Annotated in this window: 23 protein-coding genes; 21 read left to right on the top strand and 2 right to left on the bottom strand. The window is 38.9% G+C overall.

Going from position 1 to position 21,642, the window contains the following annotated elements:
* Positions 1-47: 47 nt before the first annotated feature.
* From J3L16_RS01040 to J3L16_RS01020, 5 genes are all read left to right on the top strand, one after another.
* The gene (locus J3L16_RS01040; protein ID WP_207611011.1) at positions 48-500 is read left to right on the top strand and encodes a hypothetical protein; all 453 of its coding nucleotides are present in this window, start codon (positions 48-50) and stop codon (positions 498-500) included.
* Positions 497-859 (top strand): hypothetical protein, encoded by a 363-nt coding sequence (locus tag J3L16_RS01035; protein ID WP_207611010.1) that lies wholly within the window; start codon positions 497-499, stop codon positions 857-859. Before J3L16_RS01040 ends, J3L16_RS01035 begins: the two co-directional genes overlap by 4 nt.
* 274 nt (positions 860-1,133) lie before the next feature.
* Complete coding sequence (locus J3L16_RS01030; protein ID WP_207611009.1) at positions 1,134-1,343, top strand: hypothetical protein; 210 nt, start codon at positions 1,134-1,136, stop codon at positions 1,341-1,343.
* Complete coding sequence (sodN, locus tag J3L16_RS01025; RefSeq protein WP_207611008.1) at positions 1,343-1,843, top strand: superoxide dismutase, Ni; 501 nt, start codon at positions 1,343-1,345, stop codon at positions 1,841-1,843. Before J3L16_RS01030 ends, sodN begins: the two co-directional genes overlap by 1 nt.
* 7 nt (positions 1,844-1,850) lie before the next feature.
* On the top strand, positions 1,851-2,141 hold the full coding sequence (locus tag J3L16_RS01020; protein WP_278252729.1) for a S24 family peptidase: 291 nt from the start codon (positions 1,851-1,853) through the stop codon (positions 2,139-2,141).
* Between the two features lie 30 nt (positions 2,142-2,171).
* On the opposite strand, the gene J3L16_RS01015 is transcribed toward J3L16_RS01020, so the two are convergent.
* Positions 2,172-2,681: an ACT domain-containing protein gene (locus tag J3L16_RS01015; RefSeq protein WP_207611006.1), complete on the bottom strand. Its 510-nt coding sequence runs from the start codon at positions 2,679-2,681 to the stop codon at positions 2,172-2,174.
* 103 nt (positions 2,682-2,784) lie between these two features.
* Between J3L16_RS01015 and J3L16_RS01010 the strand changes: the two genes are divergently transcribed.
* The 9 genes from J3L16_RS01010 to J3L16_RS00970 all read left to right on the top strand — a co-directional run bounded on the left by J3L16_RS01010 (position 2,785) and on the right by J3L16_RS00970 (position 12,668).
* Positions 2,785-4,869, top strand: a complete 2,085-nt coding sequence (locus J3L16_RS01010; protein ID WP_207611005.1) for an ABC transporter permease subunit — start codon at positions 2,785-2,787, stop codon at positions 4,867-4,869.
* Positions 4,862-6,403, top strand: coding sequence for a phosphate ABC transporter permease PstA (gene pstA, locus J3L16_RS01005; protein ID WP_207611004.1), 1,542 nt, complete (start codon positions 4,862-4,864; stop codon positions 6,401-6,403). Before J3L16_RS01010 ends, pstA begins: the two co-directional genes overlap by 8 nt.
* A 19-nt stretch (positions 6,404-6,422) precedes the next feature.
* Positions 6,423-7,229 carry a phosphate ABC transporter ATP-binding protein PstB gene (gene pstB / locus J3L16_RS01000; RefSeq protein ID WP_207611003.1) on the top strand — a complete coding sequence of 269 codons (807 nt, stop codon included), beginning with the start codon at positions 6,423-6,425 and terminating at the stop codon, positions 7,227-7,229.
* A 15-nt stretch (positions 7,230-7,244) separates the two neighbouring features.
* Entirely contained in the window at positions 7,245-7,964 is a 720-nt protein-coding gene (phoU, locus tag J3L16_RS00995) for a phosphate signaling complex protein PhoU (protein WP_207611002.1), read from the top strand.
* 95 nt (positions 7,965-8,059) lie between these two features.
* Entirely contained in the window at positions 8,060-9,331 is a 1,272-nt protein-coding gene (locus J3L16_RS00990; RefSeq protein ID WP_207611001.1) for an inorganic phosphate transporter, read from the top strand.
* A gap of 7 nt (positions 9,332-9,338) precedes the next feature.
* Positions 9,339-10,247 (top strand): hydrogen peroxide-inducible genes activator, encoded by a 909-nt coding sequence (locus J3L16_RS00985; RefSeq protein ID WP_207611000.1) that lies wholly within the window; start codon positions 9,339-9,341, stop codon positions 10,245-10,247.
* Positions 10,248-10,263: 16 nt separating this feature from the next.
* Positions 10,264-11,925 carry an ABC transporter ATP-binding protein gene (locus J3L16_RS00980; RefSeq protein WP_207610999.1) on the top strand — a complete coding sequence of 554 codons (1,662 nt, stop codon included), beginning with the start codon at positions 10,264-10,266 and terminating at the stop codon, positions 11,923-11,925.
* A gap of 31 nt (positions 11,926-11,956) precedes the next feature.
* Positions 11,957-12,220: a PqqD family protein gene (locus tag J3L16_RS00975; protein WP_207610998.1), complete on the top strand. Its 264-nt coding sequence runs from the start codon at positions 11,957-11,959 to the stop codon at positions 12,218-12,220.
* A gap of 55 nt (positions 12,221-12,275) precedes the next feature.
* Positions 12,276-12,668, top strand: coding sequence for a lasso peptide biosynthesis B2 protein (locus J3L16_RS00970; protein ID WP_207610997.1), 393 nt, complete (start codon positions 12,276-12,278; stop codon positions 12,666-12,668).
* Here J3L16_RS00970 and J3L16_RS16510 read toward each other — a convergent pair.
* Positions 12,665-14,452: an asparagine synthetase B family protein gene (locus J3L16_RS16510; protein WP_207610996.1), complete on the bottom strand. Its 1,788-nt coding sequence runs from the start codon at positions 14,450-14,452 to the stop codon at positions 12,665-12,667. The two genes, J3L16_RS00970 and J3L16_RS16510, sit on opposite strands and share 4 nt — an antisense overlap.
* 405 nt (positions 14,453-14,857) lie before the next feature.
* Between J3L16_RS16510 and J3L16_RS00960 the strand changes: the two genes are divergently transcribed.
* From J3L16_RS00960 to J3L16_RS00930, 7 genes are all read left to right on the top strand, one after another.
* Positions 14,858-15,454, top strand: a complete 597-nt coding sequence (locus J3L16_RS00960) for a hypothetical protein (protein ID WP_207610995.1) — start codon at positions 14,858-14,860, stop codon at positions 15,452-15,454.
* Positions 15,455-15,473: 19 nt separating this feature from the next.
* Positions 15,474-15,620, top strand: coding sequence for a lasso RiPP family leader peptide-containing protein (locus J3L16_RS00955; RefSeq protein WP_207610994.1), 147 nt, complete (start codon positions 15,474-15,476; stop codon positions 15,618-15,620).
* Positions 15,621-15,663: 43 nt separating this feature from the next.
* Positions 15,664-16,629 carry a hypothetical protein gene (locus J3L16_RS00950; protein WP_207610993.1) on the top strand — a complete coding sequence of 322 codons (966 nt, stop codon included), beginning with the start codon at positions 15,664-15,666 and terminating at the stop codon, positions 16,627-16,629.
* Positions 16,630-16,801: 172 nt separating this feature from the next.
* The gene (locus tag J3L16_RS00945; protein ID WP_207610992.1) at positions 16,802-18,205 is read left to right on the top strand and encodes an undecaprenyl-phosphate glucose phosphotransferase; all 1,404 of its coding nucleotides are present in this window, start codon (positions 16,802-16,804) and stop codon (positions 18,203-18,205) included.
* Entirely contained in the window at positions 18,195-19,106 is a 912-nt protein-coding gene (locus tag J3L16_RS00940) for a sulfotransferase domain-containing protein (RefSeq protein ID WP_207610991.1), read from the top strand. The genes J3L16_RS00945 and J3L16_RS00940 overlap by 11 nt, the downstream gene beginning before the upstream one ends.
* Entirely contained in the window at positions 19,100-20,422 is a 1,323-nt protein-coding gene (locus J3L16_RS00935; protein WP_207610990.1) for a hypothetical protein, read from the top strand. Before J3L16_RS00940 ends, J3L16_RS00935 begins: the two co-directional genes overlap by 7 nt.
* Positions 20,419-21,630, top strand: a complete 1,212-nt coding sequence (locus tag J3L16_RS00930; RefSeq protein ID WP_207610989.1) for a glycosyltransferase family 4 protein — start codon at positions 20,419-20,421, stop codon at positions 21,628-21,630. Before J3L16_RS00935 ends, J3L16_RS00930 begins: the two co-directional genes overlap by 4 nt.
* Positions 21,631-21,642: the final 12 nt, after the last annotated feature.

Below are 21,642 nucleotides of genomic sequence, written 5' to 3'. Positions count from 1 at the left end.
TATCGTTGTTATTAATGACATGAAAAATGACATAGAGAAGGTAAACCATGGCAATGACATTCTTATGCCCGACTCATAAAGATTGGCTATATTTTCATTCTGAACAAGGTATTGATTTTATAGAGGATGCACACCGTAAGGGGGAGTATCTAGTACAGCAAGAATCATGGAAAAAAGCAGTGCCTTTTTTAGGGTGTGCGTTTGAAGCTACGGAAATTCTTTTAGAATTATATGGTAAAGACAAAACATGGCTGTTAACCGAACTTACTTTACTTGCTATTCAGCTTCAAGATTGCTTAAAAGAAACAGGATCGGAAAAATACACCTCGTCTATATCAAACCGTGCACTGCGTTGGTTAGATGCAGCTGTTCGCGATCCTGCAACTGAACCTAACAAGATCAGCTTTCTAAAAAACTGCATCGAGTCGTTAACGGGTAAAACTAGCAAAGTTTATGGGCAAGGCAATATGATTCCTGCAAGTGTTAGGGTTACCCATTGAATACAGGCCTAAATAGCGAAATGGAAGAGCTATTTAACGCTGTTGAAGCGGCAGTGCGACATGGCGAAGAGCCTGATAATCCTAGCTTATTGAACCGTTACATTTTATTAAGCGAAGAAAAAGCCGGAAACATTGTAAGCGTAGTGCAAAAAAGAAGGCTACATTACCGTGTGGTTAATGTATTGCTCGACGCTATTTGTGACACTTATATTGATGGTCATTGGCGAAGTTTGTGTTTTGATAATATTTCTCGTCCCTTGTTTACTATTCAGCGTTTAGTGACTAGTTTGCATTCTGAACAGCAGTTAATGCAATGTAGAAAAGAAGTTCAGCTAATGGCTGGGTATTTTTTAAGGTAAACAAACTGAACCCAATTTTACCTATACTCGTAAAAGGTACTCACTTTGGCTTATTTGAACGGGATAAACGGCTTCAATTTGGCTAATCTGTGAACAAAGATTCAAATGACTGTAAACCAGCAGTTGCTACTATGTAATTTAACTATCATAATCACTTTGATATTTTGTTTTTTACATTACTATATCGAATAGGCGTCAGGGCGACCTTATGGTTGGGCTGCCTTCTTTAACGCAATTCTAAACACGCATACATTCAATCAATTTGGAGAAAGCTATGAACAAATACGTAAAATACGTCATGCAATCGCTACTTTTAACAATGGCGTCATTGCCTGCTTTTGCTCACGAAGGTCATGACCACGGCCACTGGACTAGCAGCATGATGCACGTTTTGTTTTATGGTTCAATTCTAGCGGCAGTAGCTGCACTAACGTTTGCAGCCACTAAATACACTAAATCTCGTAAGCAAGGAGAGAATCAATAATGAGCCATTCTATCGTAAAAGCACTTGATTCACTGTTTGGTTTTCAAACTGCGTCTGCTCACTGTGATATTCCTTGCAAAATTTATGATCCTAGCACTGCGCAAATCGCAGTACTTAGCGTCATCCGTTTTTGTGACCTTATTACTGAGTTAGGTAGCAAAGGCGAACTGTCTATTGCTGATCAAGCTCAACTTTCTCGCCTTGTACGCGAAAAAGAAATTCATGCAGAAAAAGCGAAAGCTGAAGTACGTACTATTTGGGGTGATTACTTCAAAGCGCCTCAGTTTGAGCAATTCCCTGATATTCATAGCTTAGTGCATTCTATTATGCTTGCTGGTTCTGCATGTAAACAGCACGTTGATAAAGAAAAAGCAGAGAATTTACTTAAATTAGTTAATGAATTTGCGGCTGCATTTTGGGCAACTAAAGGTGTTGAGACTTTTGAAGCAACATGCCCTTACCCACCTGCTGCACAAGTTGTATATCCTAAACTAAGCTAATTACTTTTTGCTTGGTTTTAAGATAATAAGAGTAGTGGGAGTGAGTATGACTCCCACTTATTCTGAAGGTGATTATATTGTTGTAGCGAAATGGCCCTTCATGAAGACACTAAAAGGTGATGCTGTTGTAGTTAACCACCCGAGTTATGGTGTGATTGTAAAGCGCGTTCGCGAAATTATTAAACCACAGTCTTTATTGCTACAAGGTGATAACCCACAAAGTGTTTCTTCTGAACAAATGGGGTTAGTTGATAAGCATGCTCTTATTGGCAAAGTCATAGCCGTATTTAAAAAATAACATCCATCTAGTTAACCTGAATCCTGTTAGTTACGTATAAGTTGAGATATCTACCACTAAATCATTGGCTACAGCCTCTAATGCTTCAATTAAATCGTCACCATCAAACTCTTCCGGTACATCGATTACAATCGTGGCTTTAAACATCAAGCTACCCCAATTGGGCGCACTTTCACAACATGATTCCATACTGCGAATGTTCAGTTTTTGTTGATTTAGTACGGCAGTTAGTTCTTGCACTATACCTGCCTTGTCGTTGCCTAGAACATTAATGACCATGCTTTGCTGTGGCATTGGCGATGTTTTTTCTATGGCAGATACTGATTGGACATGAATATCTTCAATGGTGTTTAAGCTATTGATCAGCGCATCATGGGTATCATGTGGAACATGAACTTCTACAAAACCTGCAAATTGCCCTGACATTTGCGCAAAATTACTCGCAAGCCAATTGCCTTTGTGCGCAAAAACATGTTTGGCTAAATTATCCACGAGACCGGGCTGATCTTTACCAAGAATAGTTATAACGATAGTTTTCATGTTACCTCACAGGATTTTTCTATAAGTATATTGTCAAATTACTTGATATTACGCTAACACAACTTACACTGCTGAACAGGAATTTATTGCAACAGTCCAATGAATGAAAACACCCGCACAACACCAAAAAAATAGAACGCGTAAAGACGTCATTGCACGCAGGATGATCACGTTTTTTGGTATCAGTGTGTTGGCGACTCTGTTAGTGATGATATGGCATTTGTTGTCGCAAACTATGCCACTTTTCATGCCCCCCTATCTGACCCATGAAAATACGGTGTATATGAGTCAGGCTCAGTTGGTTAGTACTGGAAACCTAAGCGATAATGGGCTGGTCATTACAGGTAATAGTCAATGCGGGTTAGACTTTTTTAAAGCGACTGAGTTAAACAAGACTGAAACTCGTTACTTTGCGCAGTGTGCTAATACACTGCTTATCGCCGAAAATAAAAACAAACGTTGGTTGTTTGATATTGCTCAAACCGGTGAATTGACTATTTCTAATATAACTCCCCAAGGTGTGTATTCTTTAGATAGTGCTGTACTTTCTGTGTTTTATTCTGATTGGCAAACTACGCCTTCTTATCAGGTATTTGTCTCAGAACCGAATTTCGCTATTTTGGCGTCTGACAGTACTAGGCAAGTTATATTCTGGGGACAATTCAGCCATGGTTCGGCCCACTTACAAGGTACTGAAATTATACCAAAAGCATCAGGAGCCGGTTTAGTTGTTCTCCCAGCATATCAAGGGAAAATAACCTATTTCGAGAATAATTTTGAAATTCAAATCGAACAAAACGAACTGACGCAATACTACCAAGTCGATAAAGAAATTACGGCTATATTACCGCTTGAAGAAAACAGAAGTATTTTCTTGGCAAGTGGTGAACACTCGCTTTCACGTTGGGTTATGTTTAACAAAGATGGGGAGTTTTTGTATTCACCTACCTATACTATGGAACTTAACGCCAACGAAGTTCCTGTAGCCGTTAAAGCTCATGGCGAAACTAATGGAGCCGTAATTCTGACCAATCAACGACGAGTTTTGTTGTTTAATCGAGTGTCAGGAGAAATATTTGATAGTGTAACCTTAGCTACTCAACCCAAAACGCTTTCTTTTATTGATGATACTGTTTATCTGATGTACTCAAACAAAACCGAAATACTTCACCTAGAAAACAAGGCTGGTATCGTTACCCTTAATACCTTGTTCGCAAAGCAGAGGTATGAAGGTTACCAGCACGAACAGTATATTTATCAAACCACTACAGGAAGCGACTTTAACGAAGCAAAATACGCCTTGGTTCCCTTGTTTATCGGAAGCATAAAAGCAGCGATGAGTGCGCTTATCATTGCGCTTCCTATTGCCCTTGGCGCGGCTATTTTTACAGGGTATTTTGCACCAAATCATTGGCGAAACAGAATTAAATCAGCGATTGAAATGCTAGAAGCTATTCCATCTGTAATGCTGGGATTTATCGCCGCAGTGTTTTTGATTCCTATTGCTGAACAGTTGTTGATAGGTATTGGGTTATTTATTCTTACGGTACCTCTTTTAGCATTGGGCTTAGCTTTTTTACAAAATGTGTACGCTAATCGGTTACCTCGGCCTTTACGTTTCAGTGTGCAAGCGCTTTTGGCTTGTTTAAGCGTAAGTTTATGGGCGATTATTTGCTTTAGTCTTGCGCCAGAGGTTATGTCAGTGACAACGGTCTTCTCTGGTTTAACTAAAACAACGCTAATTGTTTCGATTGCTCTTGGCATCGCGATTTCTCCGACTATTTATACCTTAGCGGAAGATGCCATTTACTCTGTTCCTACATCGTTAAAAAATGCCTCTTTTGCCTTAGGCGCTACAAAGTTACAAACCTTAAAAAGTGTTGTAATTAAGTTTGCAATACCTGGGCTTGTTGCTGCGATTATGCTTGGCTTTGGTCGTGCTATTGGAGAAACGATGATCGTATTAATGATTACAGGTAATTCACCAATATCTGATTGGAGCCTTTTCGAAAATTTGCGTGCTCTTACCGCAAATATTGCTATTGAACTCACCGAAGCAGAAGTAGGTAGTGCACTTTATACAGTGTTGTTTTTTACCGCAACCTTGTTGTTTGTTTTTACCTTCTGTTTTAACACAGTTGCCGAAGGCTTAAGGTACAAGATGCGTAAACAGGTGAAGTATGTTTAAGTGGTTACCTGCTAGTAAAAATCATTCTTTTATTGTGAATTTATGTGCATTTTGTACAACCTTGTTGCTTCTAGTGCTTCTCTCTTTACTGGCGTTTGTTTTTACTAAGGGCAGTGGGTATTTTTTGTCACCTCCAGTCTATCAAGTGTCATATAAGGATGATAACGGTAAGCAACACATTGTGTTTGCTCAATTTCCAAGTGGTTACTCTGAGAATTTTTCAGGACGGGTAACAGCATCTACTGAAAATACTATTTATCAAGCTCAATTACCGCTGCATAGTCGCCAAATTAGCAATATAGAAAAAAGGTCTGATGTCGCTAATATTAGTTTAATAGACGGTCGAAAACTGTTTGCTGTTCCTCAACACATTCGTTCTTCCAAGGACCTAAAAGTCAGCTTATCCGAACTCGATAAATACCTTAATATCATTGACGATATTCGCGAAGAAATTGATGAAATTAAACAAAATGAACTGACAGAAATAGATAAAATTCTGGCAAGCGTCGATAAATCCTCACCTTCAATAAATCCTATACAGCAAAGCGCCTTGCTAAAGTATCAATCACTGCAAAAGACCATTGCCGAATTAGAAAATAAACGGGACACGTTTTCGTTAAATATGGCGGATGTTAAAGGCGAATCGATTGCTATTGTTTTGGCAGATATTCATTCAATTTCGTTTCCATCTAATATGACTTGGATTGGAAAAATTAAGCATGCTTTTAACCTACTGTGGTTATTTCTAAGTGAAAACCCTAAACAATCCAATACAGCAGGAGGGATTTTTCCCGCGTTGTTTGGAACAGTTGTTATGGTGTTACTAATGACATTAATCGTAGCGCCTTTTGGTGTACTTTCTGCGGTGTATATTCACGAATACGCCCCTAACAATTTACTTGTTACCGCTATGCGAGTGTGTATTAGCAATATGGCTGCGGTACCCGCAATTGTTTATGGCGTATTTGGTCTTGGGTTTCTGGTGTATGTAGTCGGTGGCAACATTGATGCTTTGTTTTTTTCTGATGCTTTACCTGCACCCACTATGGGAGCGCCCAGTATTTTTTGGGCGTCGGTCACCATGGCTTTATTGACCTTACCTGTAGTTATCGTGGCCACAGATGAAGGTTTGAATAGGGTCCCACAAGGGTTACGCAAAGGCAGTTATGCTTTAGGCGCAACGAAAAGTGAAACCATTTGGTATACGGTTTTACCCATTGCGAGTCCAAGTATCATAACCGGTATTATTTTAGCTATTGCTCGTGCAGCCGGTGAGGTCGCTCCGTTGATGTTACTTGGAGCTGTGAGGTTTGCACCCCAGTTGCCGGTGGATAGCGAGTTTCCATTTGTTCACTTAGAGAGGCAATTTATGCACTTAGGGGTGTTTATATACGATGGTGCATTTTCCACTCAGATTAACCCTCAAGGTGCATCAATGATGTTTGCAACGTGCAGTTTATTACTGTTGGTTGTATTGTTTTTAAATATCGTTGCTGTCACCCTACGTGCACGACTTCGAGAACGTTACCAATAATATTGGCGATATAACATTTATGCTTAAACTGTTTAATTACGATAAACCCAATGTTTATCAACTTAGTGACGAACAAACAGCTATCAAGGTAAATAACCTGAATCTGTCTTTTGGCGAAAAGCCTGTGCTTCGGGATATTAATTTACGTATACCAAAGCACCAGATAACTGCTTTTATAGGCCAGAGTGGATGTGGTAAATCGACTTTATTGGGGTGCTTTAACCGAATGAATGAACTTGCTACTGACTGTAAAGTCAGTGGTGAAGTCTTCATCAATAAACGCAACATCAATAGTAAAAAAGAAAATGTGTCTCGTCTTCGGGCCAGCGTAGGCATGGTATTTCAAAAACCAAACCCTTTTCCTATGAATATTTATGACAACGTGTCTTATGGTTTGCGTTTACAGGGCTTAAAAGAACGAAGAAAAATGGATGATGCAGTAGAGCGAGCATTAGTCGATGCTGCATTGTGGGAGGAAGTGAAAGATCGTTTGTTTGAACCCGCTTCTATTTTATCTGGAGGTCAACAGCAGCGTCTTGTTATAGCGAGAGCTCTTGCTTTGGAGCCTGAAATACTATTGCTTGATGAACCTACTTCTGCACTTGACCCTCTTACCACCTTAATTATTGAAGAGCTTATGGTGGAATTGAAAAAACGTTGCACCGTAATTATTGTTACTCATAACATGCAACAGGCGTCTAGAGTATCTGACTACACGGCATTTATGCATCAAGGTGAAGTTGTGGAATTCAGTGACAGTGACACGTTGTTTACTATGCCTCAAAAGAAAAAAACGGAAGATTACATTACAGGCCGTTATGGTTAATCGAGAGGCGCTGAAATGAAAAGTATTGCATTTAACACCCATATATCTGCGAAATTTAATATTGAACTAGAAAACCTCAGGCATTCGGTGATGACCATGGGAGGGGAACTAGAAAAACAAATGGTGGATACCTTATATGCCATCCGTCATAACCATGCAGGGTTAGCGGAACAAGTTATTTTGAATGATATAAAAATCAATTCAATGGAAATTCAAATCGACGAAGAATGCATGCGCATTATTGCTAAGCGTCATCCTACAGCTTCTGATTTGCGTTTGGTTATGACGGTATCTAAAACCACGGCAGATATAGAGCGCATGGGTGATGAAATAGAGCGCATTGCAAAACTAGTAACGAAAAACAAGCTTCCTCATTCTGAGGATATTAAAAGTAGCATGGCAAATATTGGTGACCGCGTTATTCATATGATGCGAGGAACCTTTGATGCCTTTGCTCGTCAGGACGACGATTCAGCGTTAGAAGTCTACGATAGTGACAATATTATCGACAGTGAATATAAGAAGCTACTTACTCATATTGCTGCAGAAATGAAAAAAAATACCGGCGATATGGAAGACTGGCTGGAAGTTTTATGGGCATTGCGTTCTTTAGAGCGTATTGGCGATAGATGTAAAAATATATGTGAATATGTGGTGTATCTAGCTAGAGGAAGCGATGTTAGGCACGTTCCATTGGAAACACTGACCCGAAAAATCGATGAAATGGGAAAATAAACGCTCTTTTATGTCGGATTTATTGGGAATAAAAGCGTAATCGGTTATTATCCCCCCGCTGCAAAAATGCGGTGTTTTAAAAAAGGCGATTATTGATGGATTTGTTACATACTTACGGCACGCTATTAATTATTTTAGCTGCGGTAGTCGGTTTTGTTATGGCATGGGGTATTGGCGCGAACGACGTTGCCAATGCAATGGGAACTTCTGTAGGTTCTAAAGCTTTAACAATTAAACAAGCGATTGTTATTGCGATGGTTTTTGAATTTGCTGGGGCGTATTTAGCCGGCGGTGAAGTAACGAAAACCATACGCAAAGGCATCATTGACCCGCAATATTTTAGCGCCATACCTGAACAATTGGTGTTAGGTATGATTGCTTCGTTGTTGGCTGCAGGCATTTGGTTGGCAATGGCTTCTTGGAAAGGTTGGCCTGTTTCAACCACTCACAGTATTGTGGGAGCCATTGTTGGTTTTACAGCAATCGGTATTAGTCCTGATGCGGTTGCATGGGCGAAAGTAGGTGGAATAATAGGAAGTTGGGTTGTTACACCCGCTATCTCAGGCATTATAGCTGCGTTAATTTATCTCAGCGCTCACAAACTTATATTTGATACTCAAAACCCGTTTGAAAAAGCGCGAAAATATGTGCCTTTCTATATGGCTGCCGCTGGGTTTGTTATGGCTCTTGTGACCATGAAAAAAGGGCTTAAACACCTTGGTTTAGAGCTCACTTCAACGGATGCTTATTTGGTGTCTATCGCTGTGGCAATTGCAGTTGCGATTGTAGGTGTTTATTTTATTAATCGGCAAACATTTTCCGATGACCAAGACACAGAAACGCAAACGGCAAATGTTGAAAAAGTATTCGCCATTTTAATGGTTATCACTGCATGCTGTATGGCGTTTGCTCATGGCTCAAATGATGTTGCCAACGCAATTGGTCCGTTAGCGGCCGTTGTTAGCGTTGTTAAATCAGGCGGTGAAATCAGTAGTAGTGCAACACTTGCCCCTTGGATTTTACCTCTTGGTGGCATTGGTATTGTTGCGGGACTTGCATTGTTTGGTCATAGAGTGATAAAAACAATTGGTGAAAACATAACACACCTAACTCCAAGTAAAGGTTTTGCTGCTGAATTAGCCGCTGCGACAACCGTGGTATTGGCATCTGGTACAGGTTTGCCTATATCCACCACGCAAACTTTAGTCGGCGCAGTTTTAGGCGTTGGCTTAGCCCGTGGCGTATCAGCATTGAATTTAGGTGTTGTTAGAAAAATTGTGGTTTCGTGGGTAATTACCTTACCGGCGGGCGCATTGCTATCAATTATTTTCTTTTTCGCGCTAAAAATTGCATTTGGCGTAGGATGATTTATTTATGAAATGGCCGAATTTAAAGCACTTACATTATTTAGTTACTTTATATCAAGAACAGCATTTTAATCGTGCTGCGGCTCGATGTAATGTGAGTCAATCAACGTTAAGTACTGCTATTCAAAATTTAGAAGAGCATTTTGGTTGCCAGCTGTTAGAACGAGATCACAAAACATTTATTTTCACCTCTTTAGGCATTGAAATAGTTGAACGAAGTAAAAAGCTACTACAAGAAGCTGGTGAACTTATTGAATATGCGCAAAATGCAGGTACATGGGACCGAGGCCAACTGCGCTTAGGTGTTATTCCGACCATTGCGCCATTTTTATTTCAGCAAATGATCGGTGCTTTCTCGGCTTTTCTTCCCGATATCACATTAGAACTGCAAGAAGACACTACCGCTAATTTGTTAGAGCAAATGAACGATGGTGAACTAGATTTATTGGTTTTGGCTTTACCTATGGCAACGCCTGGTTGTAAGCAAATGGTTATCGGCCATGATCCGTTTCATTTGGTAGCTCACAATTCAGTGTCGAAAACTTTGCCCTCACCAATGAATTTAGATGCATTACCAGACCGAAGTGTTTTCTTATTGCAGCAAGAACATTGTATGACAGAGCATGCTGTAAGTGCTTGTAGTTTGCAGCACAGAGACGTAGTAAGCTCCCTTGCAGCCAGTTCTTTGTATACATTAGTACAACTTGCCAATAGTAAATTAGGATATACTTTTGTTCCTGAGCTTGCTTTGAACCAAGGTATTCTTGCAAATACAGAGCTAGATGCATTACCTGCTGAAGATATGGCATATAGAGAAATTGGCCTTGTGTGGAGAATGGGCACTACGCGTATGCGTTTATTCAGGCGAGTAGGGGAGATATTATCCCCCCTTATGCCTATTCCCGCCATCGACTAGCTTTTAAAATTAATACGTGACTAATCTTAGGCTACATTACGGTATTAAAGTTTTTAAAGAGCATAGGTCGGCGTTTCTCGTAGCTGCCGCACTTATGCTTTTTGAAACCGTAGTCAGCCTAGCCATCCCCTACTTTGTAGGTAAACAATCAGAATTGTTTTTACAAGACAACACCGTATTTGGAAACCAACACTATAAAATTTTAGGAGCGTGGGTTGGTTTATTTGCGCTACAGGGACTATTTCGTTTTTGGTCTAGCTATAAGGTAAACGTGCTAGGTGCGCAAATTATGGCAAAGTTAAGTTGCCGCCTTTACGACCATATTCAACTATTGCCTATCCAGTACTTTAAAAATACCAAAAGGGGCGACGTGCTTAGCATGCTAAGTAATGATTTAGCTATAGTTAGCTTCTTTGCGTCGTCAGTATTTACCAATTTATTACCAAATCTTCTCGTGTTGATTGGAGCGGTAATACTTATGTATTTCATCGATCCATTTGTCACTCTCGCAATCTGTATTCTTGCTCCTGCGGTGTATATTATTATCAAATTGATTGGCCGCAATATGCACCCTATTTCAAAGGCATTAGTCCAACGACAGGCAGACTCAATTGCACTTGCCAGCGAAAATATTGGCGCAATATCATTGATAAAAGCTTTTAATCGCCAGAGCAGTGAATCAATCAAATTCAAACAGCATAATGACGATATTTTAGATTTACGCTCACAGCAATTTCGTCTTCAGTCGATGCTTTCGCCATTAGTGCAATTTCTATCGTCGGTGGCTATTTTACTGGTGATTGTAATTTGTTTGTTGAAGTTTCAAAGTGGTGGCCTCACTGTTTCTGATCTTATTAGTTTGCTTTTATACGGGTTTATTTTTACCCGGCCATTAAGCAGTCTTGCGAGCTTGTATGGGCAAGTGCAGCAAGTTGTGGGTGCGTCGTCGCGATTACTTACTATATATCATGTAGACGGAGAATCAGTAGAGGATACAGGCTCACAAATAGACATTAGCAATAGCGATATTCGGTTTGAAAATGTATCTTTCGGTTATCTAGATAATAAACCTGTATTATCTAACCTTTCGTTCGTTTTACCTGCGAAGTCATCGATGCTGATTTGGGGGAAAAATGGCGGTGGAAAGACTACGTTATTGCATTTGCTTATGCGTTTTTACGAACCTTCTAATGGGCGCATATTGGTTGATGGTCAAGATATTCAAAAGATAAACTCATCATCATTACGTTCGCAAATTGGTTTAGTTTCTCAAGATGTCATGTTGGTTAACGGTACCATTTACGACAATATTATTTATGGTATAGCTAATCCGTCACAAAAACACATTATAGCGTCTGCAAAACAAGCGGGAATACATGAGTTAGTAAAGTCGCTGCCTTTGGGGTACGACACTCAAGTGGGTGAAGGCGGCTTAAAATTATCTGGGGGTCAACGTCAGCGTATTGCATTGGCTAGAGTGTTATTACTTGAACCCAAGATATTGTTGCTAGACGAGCCTACTTCTATGTTAGATGGTGTTGCAAGAAAAACATTTAAAGAAGAATTTGCATCTTTATTTTCACGCTATACAGTAATTATGATTTCTCACGATCCCTCATTGGAGGATGTGGCTGAGTATGCATTTGAGCTAAATAGTGGTAGTTTAATTGCGCGTTAACTATAAAAATTAAAAAGGAAGACATACTCTTATGGCTCAGATCCAAATCAAGCCTGGCGTACTTTTACAAAGAGTGGCTGACGAAATGGTATTACTTGAACCCGCTTCTGGGGAATACTTTACGTTGAATGAAGTCGGCGCATTAATTGTAGAGGAATGTCAATCTGGACATGACGAGGCTAAAATAACTCAAACCTTACTGGAAACCTATGAAGTGAGTGCAGAGCAAGCAAAAATTGATACCGAGAGTTTACTTGAGCAACTAGTGGAACAAGGCCTTGCTGCACGCCTTTAAGGCTTTTCTGAAGCTTTCATTATTAGAAAAAGCCCAATTTTGTGGTGCATGGTTGATGTTTGCTAAATGGGACTTAGCTATTCGCTTCACCCCTTATGAGTGGTGGAGTAAAGCCTTATTTAACAGTGCCATTTCTAGGCAAAACCAAGATCTTACCTATATTCTCTCACTAATTCGCATTATAGAAAAAGCAGGAAGAGCGCATTGGGGCCATATGAATTGCTTACGTCGTTGTTTGGTTACACGACAAATACTACTGCGAAAAGGCGTTGATTTAGCTCTTTGTATTGGCGTAAAGCGGTCAGAAGAGAGCAACGAATTGAAAGCGCACAGTTGGCTAGAGTTTCAAGGTGACCCCGTTAACGATAGCAAGGAAACTGTGAGTACTTATACCAAATTAGTAGGTTCTGAGCATGGGAAACAGCTTTTAAAGGTACTAAAGAGTTAATCGTTATGATGCTGAGTTATCCATACTTGAGTTAAAATGGCGTAAAGTAAATCCACAGTGACATATCCCGCTTTATTTTGAACAACATTGTCAAACTGAGCTAACAAAGGGCCAGGCTCTAAAAGCCCCAAATCGGCTAGTTTGGGATGGGAAAGTACATTTCTCAATTGAACAGCATTGTCCCTAACTAATTTAGTAAAGTGTTGATCAAACGTTGTTTTATGTGTATTCCAGCATACTTCTTTAGGTAAATACTTGTCCATTGCAGAACGTAACAACCATTTAGGGTATGCGCCTCGTATAAGTTGCTTCGGGCTTACATCAAAGCTGTGTTGAGCAATGTTTTTGTCAAAAAAGGGGTGGGCGACTTTAATACCGTATTGCGCGCCAACCTTTTGATAAGATCGCAGAGAATTAAAAGTCGCGGTTGTCTTAAGTGTATGATGACGAGCAAAATGCACTGAGTTTTCGGCTTGAGAATATGGCGATGTTATTGTTAGCGATGCATTGGCAAGACCTTGTCCTTGTGGCGTGAGCCAATTCGGTAAATCTATTGTCTCTGATCTAGTTTGCTTCCCTAACAATGACATAATGTAATTGGGCACTAGGGGCTTAATAAACAGCTTTTTAGCGACCGCTCGAAAAGGTATACCGGTTTGTTTACACCCGAGAAAAACCTCTTTTATAACCGAAATGTCACCCCTCATAAAACGTTGAGTATAAGCTGAAGCATGCCCCCAGCACATTTCATCGCCGCCATTGCCGGTTAATAGCAATGACGCATTGTGATGCTGGCAATGTTGGAATTCATGGTGGTAACGGGGTGACAAAACCGTACCAGGGCTATCAAAATCCGTTGGGTATAACGACAAGAAGTCACTGTATTGGTCGTTGTCCGCAGCCATTAGAATATGATCATCGCAATCGAGCGAATTATTAAGCAGCTTGATCAGGTCGCTTTCATCAGATTCGGGGCTTTTACTGTAAAAATGAGAAAGCGAGATTAGCTTATTACTGTTGTTGTGCTGATGCTCTATTGCAAGCGCGGTCACACTAGATGAGTCCATACCGCCGCTCATTTGGCTGACAACACTGGAATGATCAACTCCAATACTCTGTGTTACTGATTGTTTTAACAAGTGTTCAAACTGGGCTGTCGCATCGGGATCAGAGGCTGCTTTGTGATTTGAAGGCTTGATTGACCAAAACTCTTTAACTTTAAGTGCGTTGTGAGTTAGCTCTATATAATGAGCGAAAGGCAAGGGGCGTATAACGTCAAAAAGTTGTGTGCTGGGGTTCGGCTGTCCTGCTAACCAACAACTAATCCCTTCTTCCTTAAGTCGATTAACGTTAATTAATGTTGCTATGAATGAGGCTTCGCTGCTACATATAAAACCATCGTCGTTTTGAGCGTAATGTAAAGTATATTGACCTAATGGGTCACAAGCTGTTCTGAGGGTTTCCGAGGTTCGGTTCCATTGTACAAGAGTAAATGGTCCTTCGGAGTCAGATAATATTCTTTCAAAATCAGAGGAGTGACGGTTAATGGCATGCTCTACGCTAGCATTGTGGCTAATAAAGTGAAAATCTGAATCAGAGTTTCTAGTTCGCTGATTAAATGAACTACTAACATCGTTCTGCGACTGGACTTTTTTTTGATAAAATCCAATAACGCATCGCTCTTCAAGAACGGTTAAACTTAGGCTATATAAGGCTTCTAGCTTAGTTAACCACTGTTTAATTTGGTTGGGATTAGAGCTTACTAAGGAAAAAGTAAAAATCACGGTAACTTAATGGGTACAGTTTGAAGATAAAAGACTATATAATTTATTCTGCAAAGAATAAAATATTTAGTATGTAAAGCTAAAATGACGCAGGTTTCACCATTTTGTTTCATAGTGAATTAAACATTATGAATATGATTGTAATTAACTGTAACAATATGAATTATATGGCGATTGTAGCTGTATATCGGTCGGTATCTTTTGGTTTTGTTGGGTTTTTAAAGCAATTTGATGTCAGCTTTTTTTACAAACCTGCTGTTTTTTTACCATTTGATTTGTGTTTATAAGATGGTTTTGTTTTTAGTTTGTTGATTGTAAAGGTTTATTTATTTTTGGAATAATAATTGCTTTACTTTTAAGTAGAAAATTATTTTTTGTTAAACTCAATTTTAGGGGTTAGGAAATATGAAGAAATTTATCATTGCTGGTGTTCTTATGGTACTAGCAAGTGCAAATGCTAGCGCATCATTTATCGACGTTATTACAGCAGATCAATTAGCTGGTGCCGAAATAACGGTTACGTTCGATTCTGGTTTTACTGAAACTTCAGTTTTTGAAGTGGTAGATACCGAGGCCGTTGAGACTGGTGCAGATAGTTTCTCTTTGTCTTTGGCGGGCGAAACTTTCGGTGAATTTGCGACTGGAGAAGGTTTTTGGTCGTTTACTAATAATTTTAGTGCTAACCCTGTAACATCAATCGTTATAGATTTGCTGTCTATTGACGCAGTATTCGATCCTGTTTTTGATGGTGTCGACGGGCCGGGCGGAGCAGGGCGTGACTTTGTTGCTAATATTGCAGGTTTACTTGGCGTGTTCACTAACGCAGTTGTTGATGGTGAATTATTCAATACATTAACAATTACTGGTGCATTTGAAGATAGCTTCTTATTTGCTGTTGATACTGATATTGAATCAGATGTAACAGGTGTGCCGGCACCAGCAGTGTTTTCATTAATCATGTTAGTACTTGGTGGATTAGTCGTTCGCCGTAACAAAGCTTAATTTTAGGAGAGTAGATATTATGAACAAGAAGACATCACAGAAGCGCGAATATCGTTCACCTGAGCTTAAAAAAGCAGGAAGCCTAGCAGAACTTACTCAAGGTTTTGCTGGTAGTATCCCAGATGAGCAAGGCGGAAGTGCTAAGCGAAATCCTTTCCAAGGTTAATCGCAGTTTTAATTGAGAACCTCGCTTATTGCGGGGTTTTTTTATGCTTAATTTATATGTAAATAAAATAATGACCCCTTTACACGGAATTCAGTTTTTAGCTCATTCTAACGATAAGATTGAAAATAATTTACCGTTTTCAATTGAATTGCATCAGCACAGCACACCATTAAAAGTTGACAGTGGTCCTATTTGGTCATTGCATGATCAAGGAGAGCGTTACTCAACTCTTGTTAATCTGTATGAGTGTAACGATAAACATGTTTTAGATATTGCTTGCGAAGGGAAAGGGCAATTTGTTTTTGACGAATCTAGCCTTAGTATTTTTTGGCAGAAGGATGGTACAAGTTTTGAACATTACTTACAAACTTTCGGCGCTTCGTTATTTTTAGAATTAAACGGGGTACCCTGCATACATGCCAATGCTTTAGAAAAAGGTGGAGAAGCTATACTGTTAATTGCGCCTAGCCGTATGGGGAAAAGTTCTTTAAGTGCAGCTTTAGTTAGCACCGGTTACACCTTATTAACCGATGATATGGCAGCCCTTTATCACAATCGTGATTTAGGCTTTCATACTTATCCAAGCTGGTCGAAATTACGGTTATGGCCGGACAGTACGGAATCTATGTTGTCTAATATTGACGTTCAGTCTACAAAGTCCGTGCATTCGCGATTTTCAAAAACTGAAGTTATGGTTCATTCCAAGGTGGATCCAAATCAAGCCGTTAAAATTAAAGGGGCTTATTTACTTAACCGAATTCAAAGTGATGATACAAGTTATGAAACAAGTATCGAACCAATAGCCCCAAGTAATGCCGCTATTATAACTATGCAAAATAGTATGCTTGCTGACGCATACAGAGCTTTGGGTCAGGAAATTAAGCGATTGGCGTTAATAGCAAAATACATTGAAACTATCCCTTTTTATCAAGTCAACTATAAGTCTGGTTTCGATATCATCAATACTGTTGCTGAGAAAATATCCGCTCATAGCGCAGGTCCAAAATAGTAATAATTTAACGTGTTTTTACTCCCATAAAGTTTAGAATGGTGTAATATTATTGCTGCTTATCTCAGTGAATGTGTAGTACACGGCAATTTTTAAAAGTTGGAATGTATTTTGCTTTGTTTGAAGCTGTGTGTAAGCTGTTTTGTTGGATGTAGGACATCAAAGGATATTAATGAGCGAATCAGACAGTTTTATTCGAAACAATTTAAACCAATTTGCGTTTATGTATCGCCTAGTCGATATTGTAATTATACAGGTGTGTCTAATTGTATCTTGTTATTTTTACTTGGGCAGTTTCAATCGAGATTACTTTCTTCTAGCGCTTATCGCAAATATGGCCTATTTGTTTTTTGCTGAGCTTTTTGTTTTATATCGTTCTTGGCGAGCTGGTTCGTTTAAAGAAATGCTGTTTTATACTGCTGCTAGTTGGTCTTTAACTGTTTTTCCGGTTTTAGCTTTTTTATTTTTTACAAAACAAAGTGAAGAATTTTCACGAGTTACTCTCGGCTTGTGGATGTTGTCATCTCTCTTATTTCTATGTGCATGGCGAGGTGGATTCAGGAAGATACTCCAAAATTTAAGGTTAAAGGGGTATAACACTCGGTCGGTTGGAGTTATCGGTATGACTTCTCGAGGCAATGCCCTTGCTGATGAGGTTTATGGGCATCCTGAAACGGGTTATAAGCTAGTCGGGGTATTTGACCCTCGAAGTAAAAATCGTGTGTCAGAAAAATATCACCATCTCTATATGGGCGGCGTAGAAAAAGGTGTCGAAATGGCACAAGCGGGAAAAATAGAAATTTTATTTATTGCGCTGCCTATTACTGCAAAAGAGCGTATTGACTCTATTCTAAAACAATTAGGTGACACAACTGTTGATGTTCACCTTATTCCCGATATGTTTACCTATCAATTACTACATTCACGAATGGGCCACATAGGCGAAATTCAGACCATCAGTGTATATGATACCCCGATGAAAGGTGGCTATTCATTAATGAAAAGGCTTGAAGACGTTATTTTGTCGTTGAGTATTTTAACTATTGTTGCAATTCCTATGCTTTTTATTGCCTTTACAATTAAACTAACCTCCAATGGACCCGTGTTGTTTAAGCAATCTCGTTATGGTGTAGATGGTAAGAAAATTAAAGTGTGGAAGTTTCGCACAATGGGCGTAATGGATGATGGGGATGTAGTTAAACAAGCGACTAAGAACGACCCCAGAATAACGCCTATTGGAGCATTCTTAAGAAGAACGTCGCTGGACGAGCTCCCTCAATTTTTTAACGTATTACAAGGCTGTATGTCTGTTGTTGGGCCAAGGCCTCATGCCGTTAGCCACAATGAAGAATACCGCAAGAAAATTAAGTACTACATGCTTAGGCATAAGATGAAGCCCGGTATTACTGGTTGGGCTCAAGTCAACGGCTGGCGCGGTGAAACGGATACCGATGACAAAATGGAAATGCGGATAAAGTACGATTTAGACTACATTCGGAATTGGTCAATTTGGCTAGATTTTAAAATTGTTGTTTTTACTATATTTAAAGGTTTTGTAGGAAAGAATGTCTATTAATATGAATCCTAAATATCTTTTAATTTCGGGAAGTACAAAATGCGGTACGACCTCTTTATTTGATTACTTATCACAGGTTGACTTAGTTTGCCCAGCCGCGAGAAAGGAAACGAGATTTTTTTTAAGTGAGCATTATCCGTTGCCTCGTTCTTTTCCATACAGCAAAGATATTAGTGTATATAAAAAGTTTTTCATCAATGTAGGGGCCAGTAAAGCAGAAGTTAACTTGGATGCAACCCCTGACTATATGTATTGCAAGGCTGCAATGTCTCGAATCGCTGAAGATTTAAATGAGTTTTTAATTGTTTTAGTTCTTAGGGATCCTGTTGAGAGGTTTAAATCTTGGTACAAGTTTGCAAGGCAAATCGGAGCTATATCTAATGATACTTCGTTTAATCAGTTTTTTGATATGCAAGTGCTTAAACCAATAAATTCCACGCCTCAACATTTAAGAGCTCTAGCTCAAGGTTTTTATAGTAGTGCTATAAATGACTTCCCTACTAAGTGCAAAGAGAATTTATTACTTGTAAGTTTTGAGGAACTTAAACGAAGTCCTGATTCAGTTGTTGAAAATATATTTTCACATTTAAATATTAATGTAAATACGAACTTAATTGAGTATGGCGTTAAAAATGAGTCTGTTGCTGTGAAGAATCAAAGTATTCATAAACGATATTTGGCGTTAAGGCGCTACTTAAATGGTAAAACGGCTTTTTTTCCATTTATTCACAGGATCGGGAAAAAGTGCCGTATTGCGTTTGATAAAGTTTACCTTTCTATGAACAACGAACCCGATGTTTATTTTGAATTTGACAATGCGACCATTACTGAACTTGAAAATATCTATGCTGATGAAAGAGATATACTGTTAAATATGTGGGTGAAGAAAGCTGAATGCTAAATTTAACGACTTTCAATTTTAGATTTTTTTTAATAGCGAGTATTGTATCTCTGTTATCTGGGTTAACTGTATCTTTTGGAGAGTCGATTTCCTCCTACGTTTCATTAATTGATAAAGTCGCTATTCTATTTGCAGGCTTTTTAGTAGTACTTCGGTTTTTTAATCATCAAAGATTTATTCCTACATTTCCTGTTTTACCTTTGGTGTTCTGCGTACTAGTAGGTTTAGTTTCGTCTGTGTTTAGTGGTTATTTTTCAACTGCAACGGTTATTCAAGTATTTTTGACTTTCCAAGGCTTTCTCTTCCTATATTTTGCCTCGCAATTTAATTACAAAACGGCCCACTTCGAATCTTTTATTAACGCTTTGTTGGTGTTAGGCGTTATTTCTTGTCTGTTGGCCATTATTGAGATATTGATTCCTTCAACCTTTATAAATGTATTTCATGCAGGGAAAATACACGACGAAGCAGTAATTCGAGGTAGTTTCAAATCCCTTCAAAGCTTCTTTTCTCATCCCGGGCAGTTTTCTTGGTTTTTAACGACTTGTATTATTTGTTGCTTTTGTCTGTACTTTAAAAATAAACGATTACTTTATTTAATTTTAGGTATTGTCTTCACAATATTCTTGTTACTGACATTAAGGCGTAAATCAATTATTGCATTGGTAGCGACGCTAGTGACGATTCAATTCTTTTTGTCGTCAGGTAAGAAATCTTCAATTAAAAGCTATATGTATTTATTTTTGTTGATTTTCGGAATTGGTTTTGTATTTAACGACCAACTTGCTTTTTTGTATGAAGATGCAATTTCAAAATACGGATCGGAAGGCTCAATACTTACGAACAAAGCCCCCAGAGTTTTAATATCTGAAGCGTCTATAAAAATTGCTGAAGATTATTTTCCTTTAGGTACAGGTTTTGGCACCTTTGGTAGCTGGATGAGCCGTGTTAACTATAGTGATTTGTATCATATATATGGGTTAAGTGATTATTGGGGGATGACACCAGATGACAATAGGTTTCTTACCGATACGTATTGGCCTATGATAATTGCTGAAATGGGCTATATAGCCGCTTTCGTTTTATTTATTAGTATTATTGGGTTTTCCTATAGTTGCCTAATAAAAATAAAGCACATTAACTCTGATTTTCGCTTTGTATTTGCCATTGCTGTGGCTTTATTTATAGAGCTTGTTGTCGAATCGTTCTCATCTCCAGCGCTCTCTCGTTCCCCTCAAGTCTTTATCGTTATGGGCTTTTTAGGGATGTGTTTAAGCTATTATCAGCATAACTATTTTTGCAAGAATGCTAAATGACAAATAAAGTACTTTCAATTAACCAAACTTTTCAAGTATTGGGTGGATCAGATCGTTATTATTTTAATTTGAACGAGCTGCTTTCTAAAAGAGGCTACGATGTAATCGAATTCGCCGCAAAGGGCGAGTTGGAAGGGGAATCAGCGTTTTCGAAATACTTCCCCGAACAGGTAAATTTTAGCTCTTCTAATCCGATGAACTTAGCAAAATACTTATATAATAAGGATGCTAAAAGGAAGTTATCATCTCTAATTACCGATTTAGGTAAACCTGATTTCGCACACCTCCAGATTTACTACGGGCACCTGACGGTGGCAATTATAGATTTGCTTAAGCAACAGGGTATTCCCATTGTTCAAACACTCCATGAATACAAATTCTCATGCCCTGTTTATACCCACTTATACGATAACGAAATATGCGAAAAGTGTATTGATGGAAATGCGTTCAATGCGGTAATAAAACGCTGTAAGAATGATAGTTTGGTTGCGTCGGCGGTACGCTACGCAGAGTATGCTTTTTCAAGACAAATGGGCGACATAGATAAAGTCGATCAATTTATATGTGTTTCTAAGTTTCAAGCTGGATTAATGAAACGGGCAGGCATTCCCGATCACAAGCTCAATGTTATTTACAATTTTGTCGATGTTAACCGAGATATTGTTAGTTTTACACACAACAACTATTTATTGTACTTTGGTCGATTAGAGTCACTTAAAGGAATGGATACCTTACTAGAATCTGCTAGGCGTATGCCAGATGTCAAATTTGTAGTGGTTGGCGATGGCCCCTATAAAACCAAAATGTTAGAAAGCTTGAAAAGTGGGACTCTGAGTAATGTTGAATATCTAGGTTTTAAAAGCGGAGATGAATTATGGACCTTGGTAAAAGAGTGTAAAGCGGTATTGGTTCCATCCGAGTGGTATGAGAATTGTTCAATGACAGTACTAGAAGCCAAAGCCTATGGTAAACCTGTTATTGCTGCTCGTATTGGAGGGATTACCGAGCAAATCGTAGATGGAGTAAATGGCTATTTACATGAGCCTAAAGATCCGGACTCATTGAATAATGCGATAGAGCGCTTGAACTCACTTTCAGATGAAGAATATCAAACCATGAGCAAGGAAAGCAGAAACGATTTAGAAAATCGTTATAGTGCTGATGTTCACTACGCAAAATTAAAAACTATTTACGAGAAGGTATTATAGTATGGTTGCTCA

The organism is Alteromonas sp. 5E99-2 (assembly GCF_017368475.1).
Lineage (GTDB): Bacteria > Pseudomonadota > Gammaproteobacteria > Enterobacterales > Alteromonadaceae > Alteromonas_F.
The sequence above is the reverse complement of the archived record's forward strand: the minus strand, read 5'-3'. Positions and strand labels throughout refer to the sequence as shown.

Bases quoted from the DNA above. Each gene is read 5' to 3' on its own strand.
- J3L16_RS01040 (WP_207611011.1), top strand. From the start codon at position 48: ATGGCAATGACATTCTTATGCCCGACTCATAAAGATTGGCTATATTTT.
- J3L16_RS01030 (WP_207611009.1), top strand. From the start codon at position 1,134: ATGAACAAATACGTAAAATACGTCATGCAATCGCTACTTTTAACAATG.
- sodN (WP_207611008.1), top strand. From the start codon at position 1,343: ATGAGCCATTCTATCGTAAAAGCACTTGATTCACTGTTTGGTTTTCAA.
- J3L16_RS01015 (WP_207611006.1), bottom strand. From the start codon at position 2,681: ATGAAAACTATCGTTATAACTATTCTTGGTAAAGATCAGCCCGGTCTC.
- J3L16_RS01010 (WP_207611005.1), top strand. From the start codon at position 2,785: ATGAAAACACCCGCACAACACCAAAAAAATAGAACGCGTAAAGACGTC.
- pstA (WP_207611004.1), top strand. From the start codon at position 4,862: ATGTTTAAGTGGTTACCTGCTAGTAAAAATCATTCTTTTATTGTGAAT.
- pstB (WP_207611003.1), top strand. From the start codon at position 6,423: ATGCTTAAACTGTTTAATTACGATAAACCCAATGTTTATCAACTTAGT.
- phoU (WP_207611002.1), top strand. From the start codon at position 7,245: ATGAAAAGTATTGCATTTAACACCCATATATCTGCGAAATTTAATATT.
- J3L16_RS00990 (WP_207611001.1), top strand. From the start codon at position 8,060: ATGGATTTGTTACATACTTACGGCACGCTATTAATTATTTTAGCTGCG.
- J3L16_RS00985 (WP_207611000.1), top strand. From the start codon at position 9,339: ATGAAATGGCCGAATTTAAAGCACTTACATTATTTAGTTACTTTATAT.
- J3L16_RS00975 (WP_207610998.1), top strand. From the start codon at position 11,957: ATGGCTCAGATCCAAATCAAGCCTGGCGTACTTTTACAAAGAGTGGCT.
- J3L16_RS00970 (WP_207610997.1), top strand. From the start codon at position 12,276: ATGTTTGCTAAATGGGACTTAGCTATTCGCTTCACCCCTTATGAGTGG.
- J3L16_RS00960 (WP_207610995.1), top strand. From the start codon at position 14,858: ATGAAGAAATTTATCATTGCTGGTGTTCTTATGGTACTAGCAAGTGCA.
- J3L16_RS00955 (WP_207610994.1), top strand. From the start codon at position 15,474: ATGAACAAGAAGACATCACAGAAGCGCGAATATCGTTCACCTGAGCTT.
- J3L16_RS00950 (WP_207610993.1), top strand. From the start codon at position 15,664: ATGCTTAATTTATATGTAAATAAAATAATGACCCCTTTACACGGAATT.
- J3L16_RS00945 (WP_207610992.1), top strand. From the start codon at position 16,802: ATGAGCGAATCAGACAGTTTTATTCGAAACAATTTAAACCAATTTGCG.
- J3L16_RS00940 (WP_207610991.1), top strand. From the start codon at position 18,195: ATGTCTATTAATATGAATCCTAAATATCTTTTAATTTCGGGAAGTACA.
- J3L16_RS00935 (WP_207610990.1), top strand. From the start codon at position 19,100: ATGCTAAATTTAACGACTTTCAATTTTAGATTTTTTTTAATAGCGAGT.
- J3L16_RS00930 (WP_207610989.1), top strand. From the start codon at position 20,419: ATGACAAATAAAGTACTTTCAATTAACCAAACTTTTCAAGTATTGGGT.